14 protein-coding genes are annotated in these 16,726 nt (G+C 71.9%); 11 read left to right on the top strand and 3 right to left on the bottom strand.

Annotation, left to right across the window (positions count from 1 at the left end):
• Nucleotides 1-14: 14 nt before the first annotated feature.
• The gene (locus J2X46_RS02980; protein ID WP_310246699.1) at nt 15-1,913 is read right to left on the bottom strand and encodes a hypothetical protein; all 1,899 of its coding nucleotides are present in this window, start codon (nt 1,911-1,913) and stop codon (nt 15-17) included.
• Between the two features lie 113 nt (nt 1,914-2,026).
• On the opposite strand from J2X46_RS02980, the gene J2X46_RS02975 reads away from it, so the two are divergent.
• From J2X46_RS02975 to J2X46_RS02945, 7 genes are all read left to right on the top strand, one after another.
• A complete protein-coding gene (locus J2X46_RS02975; RefSeq protein ID WP_310246698.1) occupies nt 2,027-3,316 on the top strand; it encodes a DUF6350 family protein in 1,290 nt (429 codons plus the stop codon).
• A gap of 2 nt (nt 3,317-3,318) precedes the next feature.
• The gene (locus J2X46_RS02970; protein ID WP_310246696.1) at nt 3,319-4,515 is read left to right on the top strand and encodes a YibE/F family protein; all 1,197 of its coding nucleotides are present in this window, start codon (nt 3,319-3,321) and stop codon (nt 4,513-4,515) included.
• 9 nt (nt 4,516-4,524) lie between these two features.
• A complete protein-coding gene (gene purN, locus J2X46_RS02965) occupies nt 4,525-5,151 on the top strand; it encodes a phosphoribosylglycinamide formyltransferase (RefSeq protein WP_310246694.1) in 627 nt (208 codons plus the stop codon).
• A 104-nt stretch (nt 5,152-5,255) separates the two neighbouring features.
• Entirely contained in the window at nt 5,256-6,833 is a 1,578-nt protein-coding gene (gene purH, locus J2X46_RS02960) for a bifunctional phosphoribosylaminoimidazolecarboxamide formyltransferase/IMP cyclohydrolase (RefSeq protein ID WP_310246692.1), read from the top strand.
• Between the two features lie 189 nt (nt 6,834-7,022).
• Nucleotides 7,023-8,267: an MFS transporter gene (locus J2X46_RS02955; protein ID WP_310246690.1), complete on the top strand. Its 1,245-nt coding sequence runs from the start codon at nt 7,023-7,025 to the stop codon at nt 8,265-8,267.
• Nucleotides 8,268-8,439: 172 nt separating this feature from the next.
• A complete protein-coding gene (locus tag J2X46_RS02950; RefSeq protein ID WP_310246689.1) occupies nt 8,440-9,288 on the top strand; it encodes a bifunctional methylenetetrahydrofolate dehydrogenase/methenyltetrahydrofolate cyclohydrolase in 849 nt (282 codons plus the stop codon).
• Nucleotides 9,288-9,668, top strand: coding sequence for a DUF3017 domain-containing protein (locus J2X46_RS02945; protein ID WP_310246688.1), 381 nt, complete (start codon nt 9,288-9,290; stop codon nt 9,666-9,668). The genes J2X46_RS02950 and J2X46_RS02945 overlap by 1 nt, the downstream gene beginning before the upstream one ends.
• Before the next feature lie 175 nt (nt 9,669-9,843).
• Here the strand turns inward: J2X46_RS02945 and J2X46_RS02940 are convergent, their stop codons facing one another.
• Nucleotides 9,844-10,845, bottom strand: coding sequence for a malate dehydrogenase (locus J2X46_RS02940; protein WP_310246684.1), 1,002 nt, complete (start codon nt 10,843-10,845; stop codon nt 9,844-9,846).
• A gap of 86 nt (nt 10,846-10,931) precedes the next feature.
• Between J2X46_RS02940 and J2X46_RS02935 the strand changes: the two genes are divergently transcribed.
• A complete protein-coding gene (locus J2X46_RS02935) occupies nt 10,932-11,594 on the top strand; it encodes a hypothetical protein (RefSeq protein WP_310246681.1) in 663 nt (220 codons plus the stop codon).
• Nucleotides 11,595-11,602: 8 nt separating this feature from the next.
• On the opposite strand, the gene J2X46_RS02930 is transcribed toward J2X46_RS02935, so the two are convergent.
• Nucleotides 11,603-12,724: an aquaporin gene (locus J2X46_RS02930; protein WP_310246679.1), complete on the bottom strand. Its 1,122-nt coding sequence runs from the start codon at nt 12,722-12,724 to the stop codon at nt 11,603-11,605.
• 171 nt (nt 12,725-12,895) lie between these two features.
• Between J2X46_RS02930 and J2X46_RS02925 the strand changes: the two genes are divergently transcribed.
• From J2X46_RS02925 to J2X46_RS02915, 3 genes are all read left to right on the top strand, one after another.
• Nucleotides 12,896-15,106, top strand: a complete 2,211-nt coding sequence (locus tag J2X46_RS02925) for an NADP-dependent isocitrate dehydrogenase (protein WP_310246677.1) — start codon at nt 12,896-12,898, stop codon at nt 15,104-15,106.
• Nucleotides 15,107-15,181: 75 nt separating this feature from the next.
• Nucleotides 15,182-16,414: an MFS transporter gene (locus J2X46_RS02920; RefSeq protein ID WP_310246675.1), complete on the top strand. Its 1,233-nt coding sequence runs from the start codon at nt 15,182-15,184 to the stop codon at nt 16,412-16,414.
• 151 nt (nt 16,415-16,565) lie between these two features.
• Nucleotides 16,566-16,724: a hypothetical protein gene (locus tag J2X46_RS02915; RefSeq protein ID WP_310246672.1), complete on the top strand. Its 159-nt coding sequence runs from the start codon at nt 16,566-16,568 to the stop codon at nt 16,722-16,724.
• The last annotated feature ends 2 nt before the right edge of the window (nt 16,725-16,726 follow it).

Genomic DNA, 16,726 nt, shown 5'->3' with positions numbered 1-16,726 from the left:
GCGAAAAGGTTGCGTCAACCTCGCGAGCTGAGCGTGCCGAGCCTCTCGAGCACGCGGCGCGACAGGGCGACGAAGTCGTCGCGCGCCATCGTCATGTTGCGCTGGGGGGTGAAACCGAGCTGCGAGACGGCGGTGCCGTCGCGCACGATCGCCATCAGGAACGGGAACGACTGCTTGTCGTTGAGCTCGGTCGAGAGGGCCCAGACCTGGAGCTCGCGGCCCTTCGACGACGAGGACGCCAGCGGGGTCACGGACGTGCCGAGGTTGGCCTGGCCGCACTGCCGGATGCGGGTGCGGACCTGCTCGACGAACTTCTTCGCCGCGGTCTCGCTCATCGAGCCGACCACCTGGGTGAGGCCCAGCTGGTCGACGTTGCGCGTCTCGGGGAACAGGAACGTGCGGGTCTTCGCCATGCTGATGCCCTTGCCCGTGAAGGTGGTGCGGTCGCACCGGGTCGAGGCGAAGTTGGTGTTGCTGGCCCGCTCGGGGTCGGTGCCCACCCAGGGCCCGCGCACCGCGGAGACGGGTGGCAGGTCGACGACCGACAGCAGGCCCGGCGGGGCGCCGATGTCGAGGGGAGCCGTCGTGGTGCTGCGGGCGCGGCCGGCGCAGGCGGCGGCGCCCGGGGAGCCACAGAGGGCGTTGACGGCCGCGGAGAGCCCGCCGAGCGAGGCCTTGTCGCCGACCGCGGCACCGATCGAGCGGACCGCGGTGGTCACCACGAGGCTGCCCGTGCGGGCTATGCCGATCGTGAGCGTGGCGGGTGTCCTGCCCCAGGTGCGCAGCCGGAACTGGCGGGCGTCGTCGCCCACGCGCTTCACGTCGCTGGTGGTCAGGAGCTGGGTGCGGGGGTCGGCGCAACCGGCGTACCAGAGCGAGGCCGCCTCGAACGTCGCCGCCGCCTTGTCCTCGTCGCGGGAGCGCTCGACCACCTGGACGGCGGTGGACTCGACCGCGGTGACGCGCTCCTTCCGAGTGCGGCGCGCGTCGCCCTTGCCAGTGGTCCTCTTGACGACCTTGGTGGCCGAGCCCTCCCAGGTGCGGGTGAGGGCGGCGAGGCCGTCGGGGTCGGCGAAGCGCTCGCGCTGGCAGGGCACGACGAGGCCGTCACCGTCGAGGTTGTCGCCGGTGCCGGTCTCCTCCCACGCGAGCTTCGTGCCGAAGCGCTCGACCTGCGAGGACGCGAGCAGCGTCTGCTCGTCGATCACCGCGGAGCCGACGGTGGAGTCGGGGTCGTGGACGTCGAGCCCGTGGCCGGCCTTCTCCTCGCTGAGGCTGGTCGGCTGGGCGCCGGAGCCGGTGGCCACGAGCGAGCCCGAGACGAGCAGCGCCGCGGTCGCCACGGCGGCGCCGATCACGGTGTGCGTACGACGTCGCGCGGCGCCCGCGCGGCGGATGACGCTCGCCCGGGGCCAGCGGGTCGACGCGACGGGCTCGGCGAGCTCCTGCAGGAGACGTCGTACGTCCGTCGTGGGCACGTCGCGGTGCAGCGAGAACTGCGAGCCCGCGGTCTGGAGCTCGCGCTCGGCGTCGGCGCGCGGCAGCCCGACCTCGCGGGCGAGCTCGGACAGGGTGAGCGCGGACAGCCCGTTGAGCACGAGCAGCTCGCGCTGGCGCGTGGAGAGCTTCGACAGGGCCTCGAGCGTGGCACGCGCCTCGGGGGCGAGGGTCTTGTCGCGGTGCCAGATGCGAGCGGTGTGGCGCCGCTTCGCGCGGCGGAGCGTGAGCGGGCGGACGTAGGAGTCGCGGTCCTCGAGCGCGTTGACCTTGCGCCAGTGGTGCCAGGCGACGACGAAGGCGTCCCGCACGGCAGCGCGCGCCGCCGGTGCGTCACCGGTCAGGGCGTAGGCCTCGTGCAGGAGTCGCGTGCGGGTCTCGACGTAGTAGGCGTCGAAGGTCTCGGGGCTCCTCATGACCGCTCCACGGTACGGGAGAGCCACACACGGCGCACAACTTCCCCCGAGCCCGCCGCGCGGCGGCGTGGGAGCGCGATCCCGGCACGGGGCCGGGTGATGATGGCTCGGCCATGACGTCGCTCCTGACCCGACCGGACGCTGCCCGGGCCGATGCTGCCCGGCCGCGCCCGCTGGTGCTGATCGCGACCCTCGGCGGCGTCCTCGCCGCGCTCGGCCCCCTGGTCGTGCTGATGGCCGTCGGGATCATCGGCTGGTTCGCCACCGACGCAGGCGTGCACGGCGCACCCCGCGACGGGATGCGGGTCGGTGCCCTGGTCTGGCTGGCCGGCCACGGCTCCGGCGTCACCGTGATGGGCGCGCGGGTCACGATCGTGCCGCTCGCGATCACCGGGATCGCCGCGTGGTCGATGTGGCGGCTCGGCCACCGCGTCGGCGACTCCGTCTCCGGGCACGGGCCCGACGCGGACCGGATCTCCGACGGCGAGCGTGACTTCACCGTGCCGACGTCGATCCTCCTCTTCTTCGCCGGCTACGCCGTCGTGGCCGTGGTCGTGGCGACCCTGGCTGCCGGCTCGACCGCCGACCCGTCCGTGCCCCACGTGATGGGCTGGACGATCCTGATGACCGCGCTCGTCGCGGCGCCCGCGATCGCGGTGGGCTCGGGGCGCGCCGCCATCTGGGCGGCCTTCACCCCGCCGACCGTGCGGGCGGGTGCTGCTGTCGCCGGGGCGGTCCTGCGGGCCTTCGTCGTGGTCTCGGCCCTGGTGTTCCTGGTCGCGCTGGCTGTCTCCTTCGGCGATGCCGCGACGATGACCTCGCGCCTGCACCCGAGCCCCGCCGAGGCCGGCCTCTACGCCCTGGTCAACGCCGCCTTCGTGCCCAACGCCTCGCTCTTCACCGGGTCGTGGCTGCTCGGTCCCGGGTTCGCCGTCGGCGGCGCCACCCTCGTCTCGCCGGGTGCCGTCGTGCTCGGCCCGCTGCCTGTCTTCCCGCTGCTCGCTGCGCTCCCCGCCGTCGGCACTCCGGCCGGCTGGGTGGGCGCCCTGATGGCGCTGCCGCCGCTGGTGGCCGCGGTCTCCGCCTTCCGGGCGCTGCGCGGCCGGGCGCTCCCGTGGGACCAGCTCGCCCTGGCCGGGTGCGGTGGCGGCCTCGTCGCCGGCTTCGCCTTCGCGGTGCTGGCCGGGCTGTCCGGCGGTGCCGCCGGGCCGGGGCGGATGCGCTTCATCGGGCCGTTCGTCCCCGACGTGTACTTCCACGCGATGACCGCGTGCGGCGTCGGCGCCCTGCTCGGCGCCGTCGGCGTGGTGCTCCTCAACCGGCGCGCGAACAAGGTCTGGGGTCTCCCCGACGAGGACGACGCAGCCGCCACCGAGCCCGCTCGCGACCCCGCCGGGGACTGAGCGTGGGCGCAGGTCATGCGCACGGCTCCGAGCCCGCCTCGCTCGGACCGGCGCCCGCTCCGCTGCGGCTCCTGGTCGCGCTGCTCGTCGGCCCGCTCGTCCTGGCCACGGTCGTCGGGCTCGCGGTGCTCTGGCCCGACGGCGACCTCGAGATCACCACGCCCGGGGCCGACGTGCAGCGTGGGACGGCGACGGTGCAGGAGATCGGCCCCTGCCGTCGTGATGTCGGCGGCTGCCGGTCCGCGACGGTCGAGCTGCACAGCGGACCCGGCGCACCCGGACAGGCCGAGGCGCTGCTGCCCTACGGCGATGCCGCACCCGACGTCGAGGTCGGCGACCGGATCGTGGTGACCTACGTCGCCGACGGCGAGGAGGGCGAGCAGTACGCCTTCCAGGACTTCGACCGCGGCCCACCGCTGCTCACCCTCACCGTCCTCTTCGTGCTCGGGGTGCTGGCCCTCTCGCGCTGGCGGGGGATCGGCTCGCTGGTCAGCCTGGCCTTCTCGCTCGTGCTGATCGCGGTCTTCACGCTGCCGGCGATCATGGAAGGGTCCGCACCGCTCGCCGTCGCCGTCGTCACCGCGGCGGCCATCATGGTCGTCACGCTCTACCTCTCCCACGGGTTCACGGTCCGCTCCACCGTCGCGATGCTCGGCACGCTGGCGTCGCTGGTGCTGATCGCGGTGCTCGGCTGGGTGTTCACCACGGTCGGCCACTTCACCGGCGTGGTCGACGAGGGCAGCCAGTACATCTCCACCGTCGCCGCCCAGGTCGACCTGCACGGCCTGCTGCTCGCCGGCCTGGTCATCGGAGCGCTCGGCGTGCTCGACGACGTCACCGTGACCCAGACCTGGGCAGTGTGGGAGCTCGCCGACCTCGACCCCGAGGCCAGCACCCGCTCGCTGTTCGTGCGGGCGATGCGGATCGGCCGTTCGCACGTCGCCTCGACCGTCAACACTCTCGTGCTGGCCTACGTCGGCGCCACGCTGCCACTGATGCTGGTCTTCTCCGCGCTCGAGCTGCCGTTCGGGATCGCGGTGAGCCAGGAGGTCGTGGCGCAGGAGGTGGTGCGCGGGCTGGTCGGCGGGCTGGGCATCATCGCCGCCGTCCCGGTCACGACCGCGATCGCGTCCCTCGTCGCCGCGCGGCTGGTGCGCGAACGCCGGACAGCGAACGCCGCGCCCTCCCACCGCGCCTAGAATCCAGCCGTGCCCGAGCTGTCCTCGCCTGCCCGCATCGTCGTCCTCGTGTCGGGGTCCGGCACCAACCTGCAGGCCCTGCTCGACGCCTGTGCCGAGTCGTCGTACGGAGCTCGGGTGGTGGCGGTCGGCGCCGACCGTGACGGCATCGAGGGCCTGGCACGTGCCGACCGTGCCGGCATCCCGACGTTCGTGGCCCGGGTCGAGGACTACTCCTCGCGCGACCACTGGAACCGCGCGCTCTCTGACAAGGTCGCGGCGTTCGAGCCTGACCTCGTCGTGTCCGCGGGCTTCATGAAGCTGGTCTCGGCCGACTTCCTCGAGCAGTTCCTGACCCTCAACACGCACCCGGCGCTCTGCCCGTCGTTCCCCGGCATGCACGGCCCGCGCGACGCGCTCGAGCACGGCGTCAAGGTCACCGGCGCGACGCTCTTCGTCGTCGACGCCGGTGTCGACACCGGCCCGATCGTGGCGCAGGTGCCGGTCGAGGTGCGCGAGGACGACGACGTCGAGGCGCTGCACGAGCGGATCAAGACCGCCGAGCGCGCGATGCTCGTCGACGCCGTCGGCCGGATCGCGCGAGGCGGGATCTCGGTCGAGGGTCGCCGGGTTCGCATCGGGGCCGGCGCCCGGTAGATTGCGGGCACACGACTGGCGCAGGTGGGCCACCACCAGGGAGTGACGCGCGAGGTGCATCGAACGCCTGGGTGCCCTCGACTCGAGAGCAACCGAGGAGTCCCGTGTCCGACCCCACCCCTGACCGCATCGCCATCAAGCGCGCGCTCGTCTCCGTCTACGACAAGGCCGGTCTCGACGACCTGGTCCGCGGCCTGCATGACGCCGGCGTCGAGCTCGTCTCCACCGGCGGCTCGGCCGCGCTCATCGAGTCCCTCGGGCTGCCGGTCACCAAGGTCGAGGACCTCACCGGCTTCCCCGAGTGCCTCGACGGCCGCGTGAAGACGCTGCACCCGCGCGTGCACGCCGGCATCCTCGCCGACCGCCGCCTCGACTCCCACGTGCAGCAGCTCGCCGACCTCGGCGTCGAGCCGTTCGACCTCGTCGTCAGCAACCTCTACCCCTTCACGCAGACCGTCGCCTCCGGCGCGAGCCACGACGAGTGCGTCGAGCAGATCGACATCGGCGGCCCGTCGATGGTGCGCGCCGCCGCCAAGAACCACCCGAGCGTCGCCATCGTGACCTCGCCCGCGGCGTACGGCGCCGTGCTGGCCGCCGTGGCCGCCGGCGGCTTCACGCTGGCCGAGCGGCAGCGCCTCGCCGCGGAGGCCTTCGTGCACACCGCGACGTACGACGTCCACGTGGCGTCGTGGATGGGCAACGTGCTCACCGACACCAGCGAGGGCAGCGGCTTCCCCGCGTGGATGGGCGCGACGTGGGACAAGTCGGCGGTGCTGCGCTACGGCGAGAACCCGCACCAGAGCGCCGCGCTCTACACCAACGGCTTCCTGCCGGGCGGCCCCGGGCTCGCCCAGGCGACGCAGCACCACGGCAAGGAGATGTCCTACAACAACTACGTCGATGCCGACGCGGCCCGCCGGGCGGCGTACGACTTCGACGAGCCCGCCGTGGCGATCATCAAGCACGCCAACCCGTGCGGCATCGCCGTCGCGTCCGACGTCGCCGAGGCCCACCGCAAGGCGCACGAGTGCGACCCGGTCAGCGCCTTCGGCGGCGTGATCGCGACCAACGTGCCGATCTCGGTCGCGATGGCCGAGCAGGTGGCGGAGATCTTCACGGAGGTCATCGTCGCGCCCGCTTACGAGGACGGCGCGATCGAGGCGCTCCAGGCCAAGAAGAACATCCGGATCCTCGAGTGCCCGCCGCTCGCGCGCGGTGGCGGCGAGACCCGGGCGATCTCCGGCGGCCTGCTGCTGCAGGACCGCGACGTGATCTCGGCCGAGGGCGACGACCCGTCGACGTGGACCCTGGCCACCGGCTCGGCAGCGTCGCCGGAGGTGCTCGCCGACCTCGCCTTCGCCTGGCGCGCCTGCCGTGCGGTGAAGTCCAACGCCATCCTGCTCGCCGCCGACGGCGCCTCGGTCGGCGTGGGCATGGGCCAGGTCAACCGCGTCGACTCGTGCCGCCTCGCGGTCGAGCGCGCGGGGGAGCGGGTGACGTCCGCTGTCGCCGCCTCTGACGCGTTCTTCCCCTTCGCCGACGGCCCGCAGATCCTCATCGACGCGGGCGTGAAGGCGATCGTCCAGCCCGGCGGTTCGGTCCGCGACGCCGAGGTCATCGCCGCCTGCGAGGCCGCCGGCGTGACGATGTACCTCACCGGGACGCGTCACTTCTTCCACTGATCCGTCGAGCGGGCGGTGCGTGAGGGGGATTCGCCCACCTCGGAATGCCCCTCACGCACCGCTCGCCCGCGCGTCGGCGTACGCCACGTGCATGGGCGGTGTCCCACGAGGATTCGGGCGGCCGAAAATCCCCCGCACGCACCGCCCATCGGTGATATCTTGACGTCAAGATAACTCTCGGAGGTGCATGTGCGCTGGTGGCAGCGGATCCTCCCGCCGACCAAGCTCGAGCGGGACCTGGTGTGGCAGTGCGTGCTGTCGGCCTTCGCGACGGGGACGTTCCTCACCGGGACGGCCGTCTACTTCACCAAGGTCGTCGGGCTGTCCGGCGCCGAGGTCGGCCTCGGCATGTCGATCGCGGCGGGGGTCACGCTGGTGCTCCAGCTGCCGATGGGCCGCCTCGCGGACCGGGTGGGCGCCAAGCCGCTGTGGGCACTGGCGAGCGCGGTCGAGGCGGCGCTCTACTTCGCCTGGCCGCTGATCGGCGGCATGGTCACCTTCGTCCTGATGCTCAGCGTGCTGGCGATCGCCGAGACTGCCGGCCGCAACGCGCGCAATGTCTACCGGATCGCGGTCTTCCCGCGTGAGGTCCGGGTGCGGGCGCTGGCCTACATGCGTGCCGCCCGCAACGTCGGCTACACGCTCGGCGCCGGCGCGAGCGGTGTCGCGCTGGGCCTCGGCCTCGACGCCGTACGTCTCATCCCGCTCGTCACGGGCGGACTGCTCGTGCTCAACGCACTGCTGATCGCGTCCGTGCTGCCGGTGATCGCCCGCCAGGTGCCGACCGCGGACGGCGACGACCCGACGACCGCCGCGCCGCCGGCCTGGCGCAACCCGGGCTACGTGGTGCTGAGCATCTGCAACGGCGTGCTGTCGTCCAACCAGGTGCTGCTGAACGTCGTCGTACCTCTGTGGCTCGTGGAGCGCACCGACGCGCCGCCGGCGCTGCTGGCCTGGCTGTTCGGCACCAACACCGTGCTGGCCGTGCTGCTGCAGGTGCGGGCCAGCCGGGTCGCCGACTCCGTCGACGGGTCGCTGCGCGCGGTGCGGTGGTCGGGGTGGGCGTTCATCGTCTCGTGCGGCCTCATCGCCTGGACCCACGAGACCGTCGGCTGGGTCTCGATCGTGCTGATCTGGATCGGCCACGTGACGATCACCGGCGCCGAGCTGTGGCAGTCGGCGGCCGACTGGTCCTTCACCAGCGAGCTGTCCGACCACCGGCGCCTCGGCGACTACCAGGGCGTGTGGGGCCTCGGCTACCAGATCGAGCCGATCATCTTCCCCGCGCTCTACACCTGGCTGGCCCTCCAGGTGGGCACGCCGGGCTGGATCGTGATCGCCCTGATCGGCGTCACGGCCGCCGCTGTTGCGCATCCCGCAGCGCGCGCCGCCGAGCGTCACCTCGTGCGGATCGGCGCCCCGATCGGTGTGTAGGGGGCGGCTCTCAGCTCCATGGCCTGCTGCGCGCCGTCCTGCGGGCGCCTCGCTGCGTTGTCGTCAGTCATCGATGCTGGCGCATCGCCTCCCTCCTCTGCCTTGCGATGCATCCCGCAGTACGACGCTCGCGACGGCCGAGAGCTGAGAGACACCCCCTAGACTCGCCCGCGTGACGGCACAGACCCTGGACGGCGCAGCCACCCTCAAGACGATCAAGGCCGAGCTCGCCCAGCGCGTGTCGGTCCTCAAGGAGCAGGGCGTGACGCCCGGCCTCGGCACGGTGCTCGTCGGCGACGACCCCGGCTCGCACTGGTACGTCGGTGCCAAGCACAAGGACTGCGCGGAGATCGGCATCACCTCGATCCGCCGCGACCTCCCGGCGACGGCCACCCAGGCCGAGGTGGAGGCCGTCATCGACGAGCTGAACGCCGACGACGCCTGCACCGGCTTCATCGTCCAGCAGCCGACCGGGCTCGACGAGTTCGCCCTGCTGTCGCGCGTCGACCCCGACAAGGACGTCGACGGACTGCACCCGACCAACCTCGGCAAGCTGGTCCTCGGCGAGGCCGGCCCGCTGCCGTGCACGCCGGTCGGCTCGATCGAGCTGCTGCGCCGCCACGGCGTCGAGATCGCCGGTGCGGAGGTCGTGGTCGTCGGTCGCGGCATCACCGTCGGCCGCCCGCTCGGCCTGCTGCTGACCCGCCGCTCGGAGAACGCGACCGTCACGCTCTGCCACACCGGCACCCGCGACCTGGCCGCCCACGTGCGCAACGCCGACATCGTCGTCGCCGCCGCGGGCGTGCCGGCGATCATCACCGCCGACATGGTCAAGCCCGGTGCCGCCGTGCTCGACGTGGGTGTCTCGCGCGTCGACGGCAAGGTCACCGGCGACGTGGCCGACGACGTGTGGGACGTCGCCGGCTGGGTGTCGCCCAACCCCAAGGGCGTCGGCCCGATGACCCGCGCGATGCTGCTCACCAACATCGTCGAGATCGCCGAGAAGGCCGCCCGGTCCTGATGACCGAACCCGAGCGCAGCGACCTCCCCGAGCCCCGGGAGATCGAGCCACCCGAGTCGGTCGAGCCGGTCTCGGCGGAGCCCGTCGACCCCGACGAGCCGCGCCGCTACCCCTCCACCATCGGGGGAGCGTTCTACCTGCTCGTGCTCGGCGTCGTCGCGGTCGCGATGGTGATCGTGTTCCTCGGCGAGTGGCGCACCGGCATCCGGGTGATGGGCGGGTCGCTGATCTTCGCCGCCCTCGTGCGGCTCGTCCTGCGGACCCGCGACGCCGGCATGCTCGCCGTACGCCACAAGGTGCTGGACGCCGTCATCCTCATCGCGCTCGGCGGGGCGCTGATCTTCCTGGCGACCTCGATCCCGGACCAGCCCGGCTTCTAGGCAGGACGCGCCAGCGGACTGCCTGATGGTGGTTGAGCGAGGCGCACGGCTGAGGAACGAAGCCGTGACCGCCGTGTCGAAACCTGCTCGAAAATGCGCGTGAGCGGTGCGTGAAGCAGGTTCTCTGAGGTCAGAGCCTGTCTCACGCACCGCTCGGTGCGTCATTTCTGCCGGCTCAGATGAGGCCGAGCTCCGTCACCGCGGCGCGCTCGTCGGCGAGCTCCGCGGTGGAGGCGTCGATGCGGGCACGGGAGAAGCCGTCGATCTCGAGGCCCTCGACGATCGACCAGTCGCCACCGGAGGTGGTGACCGGGAACGAGGAGATCAGGCCCTCGGGCACGCCGTACTCACCCTGCGAGGCGACGGCCATGGAGACCCAGTCGCCCTCGGCCGAGCCGAAGAGCCAGTCGCGGGCGGCGTCGATCGTGGCGGACGCGGCCGACGCGGCCGAGGAGGAGCCCCGGGCGTCGATGATCGCGGCGCCGCGCTTGGCGACGGTCGGGATGAAGTCGTTCTCCAGCCAGGCCTGGTCGCCCACGAGCTCGGCGGCGTTCTGGCCCTTGACCTCGGCGTGGAAGAGGTCGGGGTACTGGGTGGCGGAGTGGTTGCCCCAGATCGTCATCTTCTTGATGTCGGTCACGGCCGCACCGGTCTTGGTGGCGAGCTGCGAGATCGCGCGGTTGTGGTCGAGGCGGGTCAGCGCGGAGAAGCGCTCGCGCGGGATGTCGGGCGCGTTGCTCATCGCGATGAGGGCGTTGGTGTTGGCCGGGTTGCCGGTCACGCCGATGCGTACGTCGCCGGCGGCCACCGCGTTGAGGGCCTTGCCCTGCGCGGTGAAGATGGCGCCGTTGGCGGAGAGCAGGTCGCCGCGCTCCATGCCGGGGCCGCGCGGGCGGGCGCCGACGAGCAGGGCAAGGTTCACGCCGTCGAAGATCTTCTCGGCGTCGGCGCCGATCTCGACGCCGGCGAGGTTCGGGAACGCGCAGTCGTCGAGCTCCATGACGACGCCCTCGAGCGCCTTCAGGGCGGGCTCGATCTCGAGCAGGCGGAGCTCGATGGGCCGGTCGGCGGCGAGGGCGCCGCTGGCGAGGCGGAAGAGCAGGCTGTAGCCGATCTGGCCGGCGGCGCCGGTGACTGCCACCTTCAAGGGCGCAGTCGTGAGGGGTTCGGAGGTCACGGTGGGTCTTCTCCTCGTGAGGGTGGTCTGTCCCGCTGACGCTAGCAGCGCCGAAATGTTGGTCGGCGGCTGGCATGCTGGCGCCCATGCTGCGAGACGCGACGACGGCCCTCGTGCTGGTCCTCGCCCTCTCCGGCTGTGCCGGGATCGGCCAGCCAAAGCCCTACGACTCCACCGGCATCAACGGCCTCGTCGTCCCCACCCCGACACCCGACCCGGGCGACTTCGTCGCGGTCGTGGACAACCCGTGGCTCGCGCTGGAGCCCGGTGAGCGGAGGACCTACGACGTCGTCGACACCGGCATCACGGTCGGCTCCCTCGTGGTGGACGTGCTCGAGGACCCGGTCCCGGTCGCTGGCCTCGAGGCCACGGCCGTGCAGACCACGACCGACCTCGGCGGCGCCACCACCAGCACGGTGACCGACCTCTACGCCCAGGACGACCACGGCAACGTCTGGCTCGTGGGCGGTGACGCGGACGGCGAGGGCTGGCGGGCCGGGACCGACGGCGCCGAGGCGGGGCTGGCGATGCCGGCCGACCCGCGGCTCGGCGACGGCTGGAAGGCGTACGTCGTCGCCGGCCTCCCCGAGTCGATCGTGCGCATCGAGGACCAGTCGGCCCAGATGGTGCAGATACGCAGCGAGGCCGGCACCGCCACTCGCACGGTGTACGAGAAGGGTGCCGGCCTCGTCAGCATCGAGGACCTCGATGCGGGCTGGGTGGCGACGCTGGAGCAGCCAGGCTCCTAGGGGACCAGCTAGTCGGGACGGCGTACCTGGGTGCGGCCGTCGTCGTCGCCGTCGGGGTTGCCCCAGTGGCCGGGCGCGCTCTGCTGGCCGGGCTGGCCGGGCTGACCGGGCTGCTGGGCCGGGGGAGCGCCCCACTGACCGGGCTGGCCCGGCTGCTGCTGCGGCTGCTGGGCGGGGGGAGCGCCCCACTGGCCGGGCTGCTGCTGCGGCTGCTGGGGAGCGCCGTAGGGGTCGGGCTGGGGCTGGGACTGCTGCGGGTAGGGCTCGGGCTGGCCCCACTGCTGCTGCGGGGGAGCGCCCCAGGCGGAGCCGGGCTGGCCCCAGCCGCCCTGCTGGCCCTGGTTCCACTGCGCCTCGTAGTTGCCGGGGACGAACTCGTTCTTGCGACCACCGCCGAACGACAGGCCCGAGCCGGCGACCGCCGCAGCGCCCTGGCCGAACAGGACGGGGTAGGTGAGACCGGCGATGGCGGCACCCAGCAGCGGGGCTACCACGAACAGCCAGAGCTGGACGATGGAGTCGGTGCCGGCGAAGACGCCGACGCCGATCGAGCGGGCCGGGTTGACCGAGGTGCCGGTGGCGCTCATCGACGCGAAGTGGATCATCGCCAGGGCGAGGCCGATGGCGAGCGGGCCCATGGCCACGTTGACCTCGTTGCGCTCGTCGGTCACCGCGAGGATGACCCAGAGGAAGACGGCGGTCATCACCGTCTCGAGGAGCAGCGCCGCCCACCAGGCGAAGCCGGTGCCCTGGTCGCCGAAGAAGTTCTGCGCCATGTTGCCCTCGGCGCTGAAGCCCTCGAAGCCGTGGTTGAGGCCGAAGAGCAGGCCGCCGGCGAGCAGGCCACCGACGAGCTGGGCGGCCATGTAGATGCCGACCTGGCTCCACGGCAGGCGCCCGCCGAGGACGGCGCCGAGCGTGACCGCGGGGTTGAAGTGGCCGCCGGAGATGCGGCCGACGGCGTACGCCATCACGACGACCGTGAGGCCGAACGTCAGGCCGGTGGCGACGTAGTCACCGCCGCTGCGCATCGCGGCGCCGCACCCGAAGAAGACGAGCACGAAGGTGCCCAGCAGCTCGGCGGTGAACTTCTGACCGGTGGTCGGTGTGTCTACGACGGTGTCGCTCATGGCGCGTCCCCTCAAGAGTCAGATGGCCGCCCCCCGGCGGCCACGGCGACTCTAGCGGCGCCGTTGTCGGGGTGCGAGGGTAGGCGAGTCGCAACCCTCCCCCCGCGTCAGGTATCTTGACGTCAAGAGTTATGCCGGATCAGATCGCGATCTACAGGAGCTGTCGTACCCATGGCTAAGATCATCTACACCCACACCGACGAGGCGCCCCTGCTGGCGACGTACTCGTTCCTCCCGATCATCGCCGCCTACGCGAAGACCGCGGGTGTCGACGTCGAGACCCGTGACATCTCCCTCGCCGGTCGCGTGATCTCGCAGTTCCCCGACCGCCTCACCGACGAGCAGCGCCTCGACGACGCCCTCGCCGAGCTCGGCGAGCTGGCCACCAAGCCCGAGGCCAACATCATCAAGCTGCCCAACATCTCGGCCTCGATCCCGCAGCTCAAGGCGACGATCGCCGAGCTCCAGTCGCAGGGCTACGACCTGCCGGCCTACCCGGAGAACCCGCAGACCGACGAGGAGCGCGACACCCGCGCCCGCTACGACAAGGTCAAGGGCTCCGCGGTCAACCCGGTGCTGCGCGAGGGCAACTCCGACCGCCGCGCGCCCGCGTCGGTGAAGAACTACGCCAAGTCGCACCCGCACTCGATGGGTGCCTGGAGCAGCGACTCGAAGACCAACGTCGCCACCATGGGCCACGACGACTTCCGCAGCAACGAGAAGTCGGTCGTCATCCCCGCCGACGACACCCTCTCGATCGTGCACGTCGGCAGCGACGGCACCGAGACCGTGCTGAAGGACGGCCTCAAGGTCCTCCAGGGCGAGGTCGTCGACGGCACCTTCATGAGCGCCGCCAAGCTCGACGAGTTCCTCGAGGCGCAGGTCGCGCAGGCCAAGGCCGACGGCGTCCTGTTCTCCGCCCACCTCAAGGCCACGATGATGAAGGTCTCCGACCCGATCATCTTCGGCCACGTCGTGCGCGCCTACTTCGCCGACGTCTTCAGCCAGTACGGCGAGCAGATCGCCGCTGCCGGCCTGTCGGCCAACGACGGCCTGGGCGCCGTGCTCGCCGGTCTCGACCAGGTCGAGAACGGTGCGGAGATCAAGGCGGCCTTCGAGAAGGGCCTGGCCGACGGCCCGGCGCTCGCGATGGTCGACTCCGACCGCGGCATCACCAACCTGCACGTCCCCTCCGACGTCATCATCGACGCCTCGATGCCGGCGATGATCCGCACCTCGGGCCAGATGTGGAACGCCGAGGGCAAGCAGCAGGACACCCTCGCCGTCATCCCCGACTCCTCCTACGCCGGCGTCTACCAGGCCGCGATCGACGACTGCCGTGCCCACGGCGCGCTCGACCCCTCCACGATGGGCTCGGTGCCCAACGTCGGCCTGATGGCCAAGGCCGCCGAGGAGTACGGCTCGCACGACAAGACCTTCGAGATCCCCGCCGCCGGCGCGGTCGAGGTCCGCAACGGCGCCGGCGAGGTGCTGATGTCGCACACGGTCGAGGCCGGCGACATCTGGCGCGCCTGCCAGACCAAGGACGCCTCGATCCGCGACTGGGTGAAGCTCGCCGTCACCCGCGCCCGTGCCAGCGCGACCCCGGCGGTCTTCTGGCTCGACGAGACCCGCGCGCACGACGCCAACCTGATCGCGCTCGTGACCGAGTACCTCAAGGAGCACGACACCGACGGCCTCGACCTCCAGGTGATGGCGCCGGCGGCCGCGACGACGTACTCCCTCGAGCGGATCCGCAAGGGCGAGGACACCATCTCGGTGACCGGCAACGTGCTGCGCGACTACAACACCGACCTGTTCCCGATCCTCGAGCTCGGCACCAGCGCCAAGATGCTCTCGATCGTCCCGCTGATGAACGGCGGCGGCCTGTTCGAGACCGGCGCCGGCGGATCGGCGCCCAAGCACGTGCAGCAGCTGGTCAAGGAGGACTACCTCCGCTGGGACAGCCTCGGTGAGTTCTTCGCCCTGGCGGCCTCGCTCGAGCACCTCGCGGGGTACGCCGACAACGCCCGCGCCAAGATCCTCGGCGACACCCTCGACAAGGCCACCGAGACGTTCCTCAACGAGGACCGCTCGCCCGGCCGCAAGCTCGGCACGATCGACAACCGCGGCTCGCACTTCTACCTCGCGCTCTACTGGGCCGAGGAGCTCGCGAAGCAGACCGACGACGCCGAGCTCGCGAGCGCGTTCGCCTCCCTCGCCGGCTCGCTGCGCGAGAACGAGCAGACGATCGTCGACGAGCTGCTCGCGGTGCAGGGCAAGCCGGCCGACATCGGCGGCTACTTCCGCCCCGACGCCGAGAAGGCCGCCGCGGTGATGCGCCCGTCGACCACCTTCAACGAGGCGCTCGCCGCGCTCTGACTGCACCGCTGAGGGGCGCATCACAGGCAGGGCCTCCGGGAATACCGTACCCGGGGCCCTGTCTTGCATCCTGTGATGACCATGACGACTGCCACCGACCGGACCCCCGACGAGCTCGACGCCCCGTCGGTGACCGCCCGCCACTTCGGCCTGGCGGTCCTGGCGCTCGCCATGGGCGGCTTCGCGATCGGCACCACCGAGTTCGTGACGATGGGCCTGCTGCCGCAGATCTCCGACGGCGTCGGCGTCTCCATCCCCACCGGCGGCCACGTCATCTCGGCGTACGCCGTCGGGGTCGTGGTGGGTGCCCCGGTGCTCGCCTTCCTCGGCGCCCGCCTGCCGCGCCGCGCGCTGCTCGTCGCCCTGATGGCCGCCTTCGCGCTGGGCAACGGCGTGAGCGCGCTCGCCACGTCCTACGAGCAGCTGATGGTCGCGCGCTTCGCCGCGGGCCTGCCGCACGGCGCGTACTTCGGCGTCGCCTCCCTCGTCGCCGCCAGCATGGCCCGGCCCTCCCGCAAGGGCCGCGCGGTCTCGCTGGTGATGCTCGGCCTGTCCGTCGCCAACGTGATCGGCGTACCTGCTGCAACGGTGCTGGGGCAGGAGCTCGGCTGGCGCGCGGCCTTCTGGGCCGTCTCCGGGCTGGGCCTGGTCACGTTGGCGCTGGTCACCTGGTTCGTGCCGTCGTGCCCGGGTGACGCGGAGGCCAGCGGTCGCCGCGAGCTCTCCGCGTTCAAGGTCCCGCAGGTGTGGCTGACCCTGCTGGCCGGTGCCGTCGGCTTCGGCGGCATGTTCGCCGTCTACTCCTACATCGCGCCGGTCGTCACCGACGTTGCCGGGCTGGGGGAGCGGTCGGTCTCGGTCTACCTGCTGTCCTTCGGGCTCGGCATGGTCGCCGGCACGTGGCTCGCCGGCATCATGGCCGACTGGTCGATCTTCCGCTCACTGATCATCGGCGGCAGCGGCATGGCCGTCTCCCTGCTCGGCTTCTGGGTCGCCGCGCCCCACGGCTGGGCGGCGCTGCCGTTCGCCTTCCTCATCACCGTGCTCGGCTCGGTGCTGGTGATCAACCTCCAGCTGCGCCTGATGGACGTCGCCGGCGACGCCCAGACCCTCGGCGCGGCGATGAACCACGCGTCGCTCAACATCGCCAACGCCCTCGGCGCGTGGCTCGGCGGGCTCGTCATCGCGGCCGGCTGGGGCCTGCGCGCCCCGGCGCTCGTCGGCGTGGTGCTCTCGCTCGCCGGCGTGGCGATCCTGCTGGTGTCCGCGGCCCTCCACGTGCGCGGTCGCGACGCCGTACGCGCCTGAGTGGCCCGTCCGCACGGTGATTCCGTGCATCGCATTTCCGATCATGTTGCGTGGAGTTAACACGGGCGGAACTGTTGTGTAGCGCGGGCTTGTAACGATCCAATCCATGGGGGGTGGTCCAACCACCCGAAATCTTGTCGGAGGTGGAGTCATGGATGAGAAGAAGATCGACAACGAGATGAGCCGGCGCCGTCAGCTGCACGACCGCAACGTGCACGACGTGGTGGAGCTGCTGGAGCGCCGCCAGGAGCTGCGCGGGATCTACCCGATGGCGGACCTCGTGGCCGACAACGTCGGCTGGGTGGTCTGAGG

Source organism: Nocardioides sp. BE266, from assembly GCF_031457855.1.
Taxonomy (GTDB): domain Bacteria; phylum Actinomycetota; class Actinomycetes; order Propionibacteriales; family Nocardioidaceae; genus Nocardioides.
The sequence above is the reverse complement of the archived record's forward strand: the minus strand, read 5'-3'. Positions and strand labels throughout refer to the sequence as shown.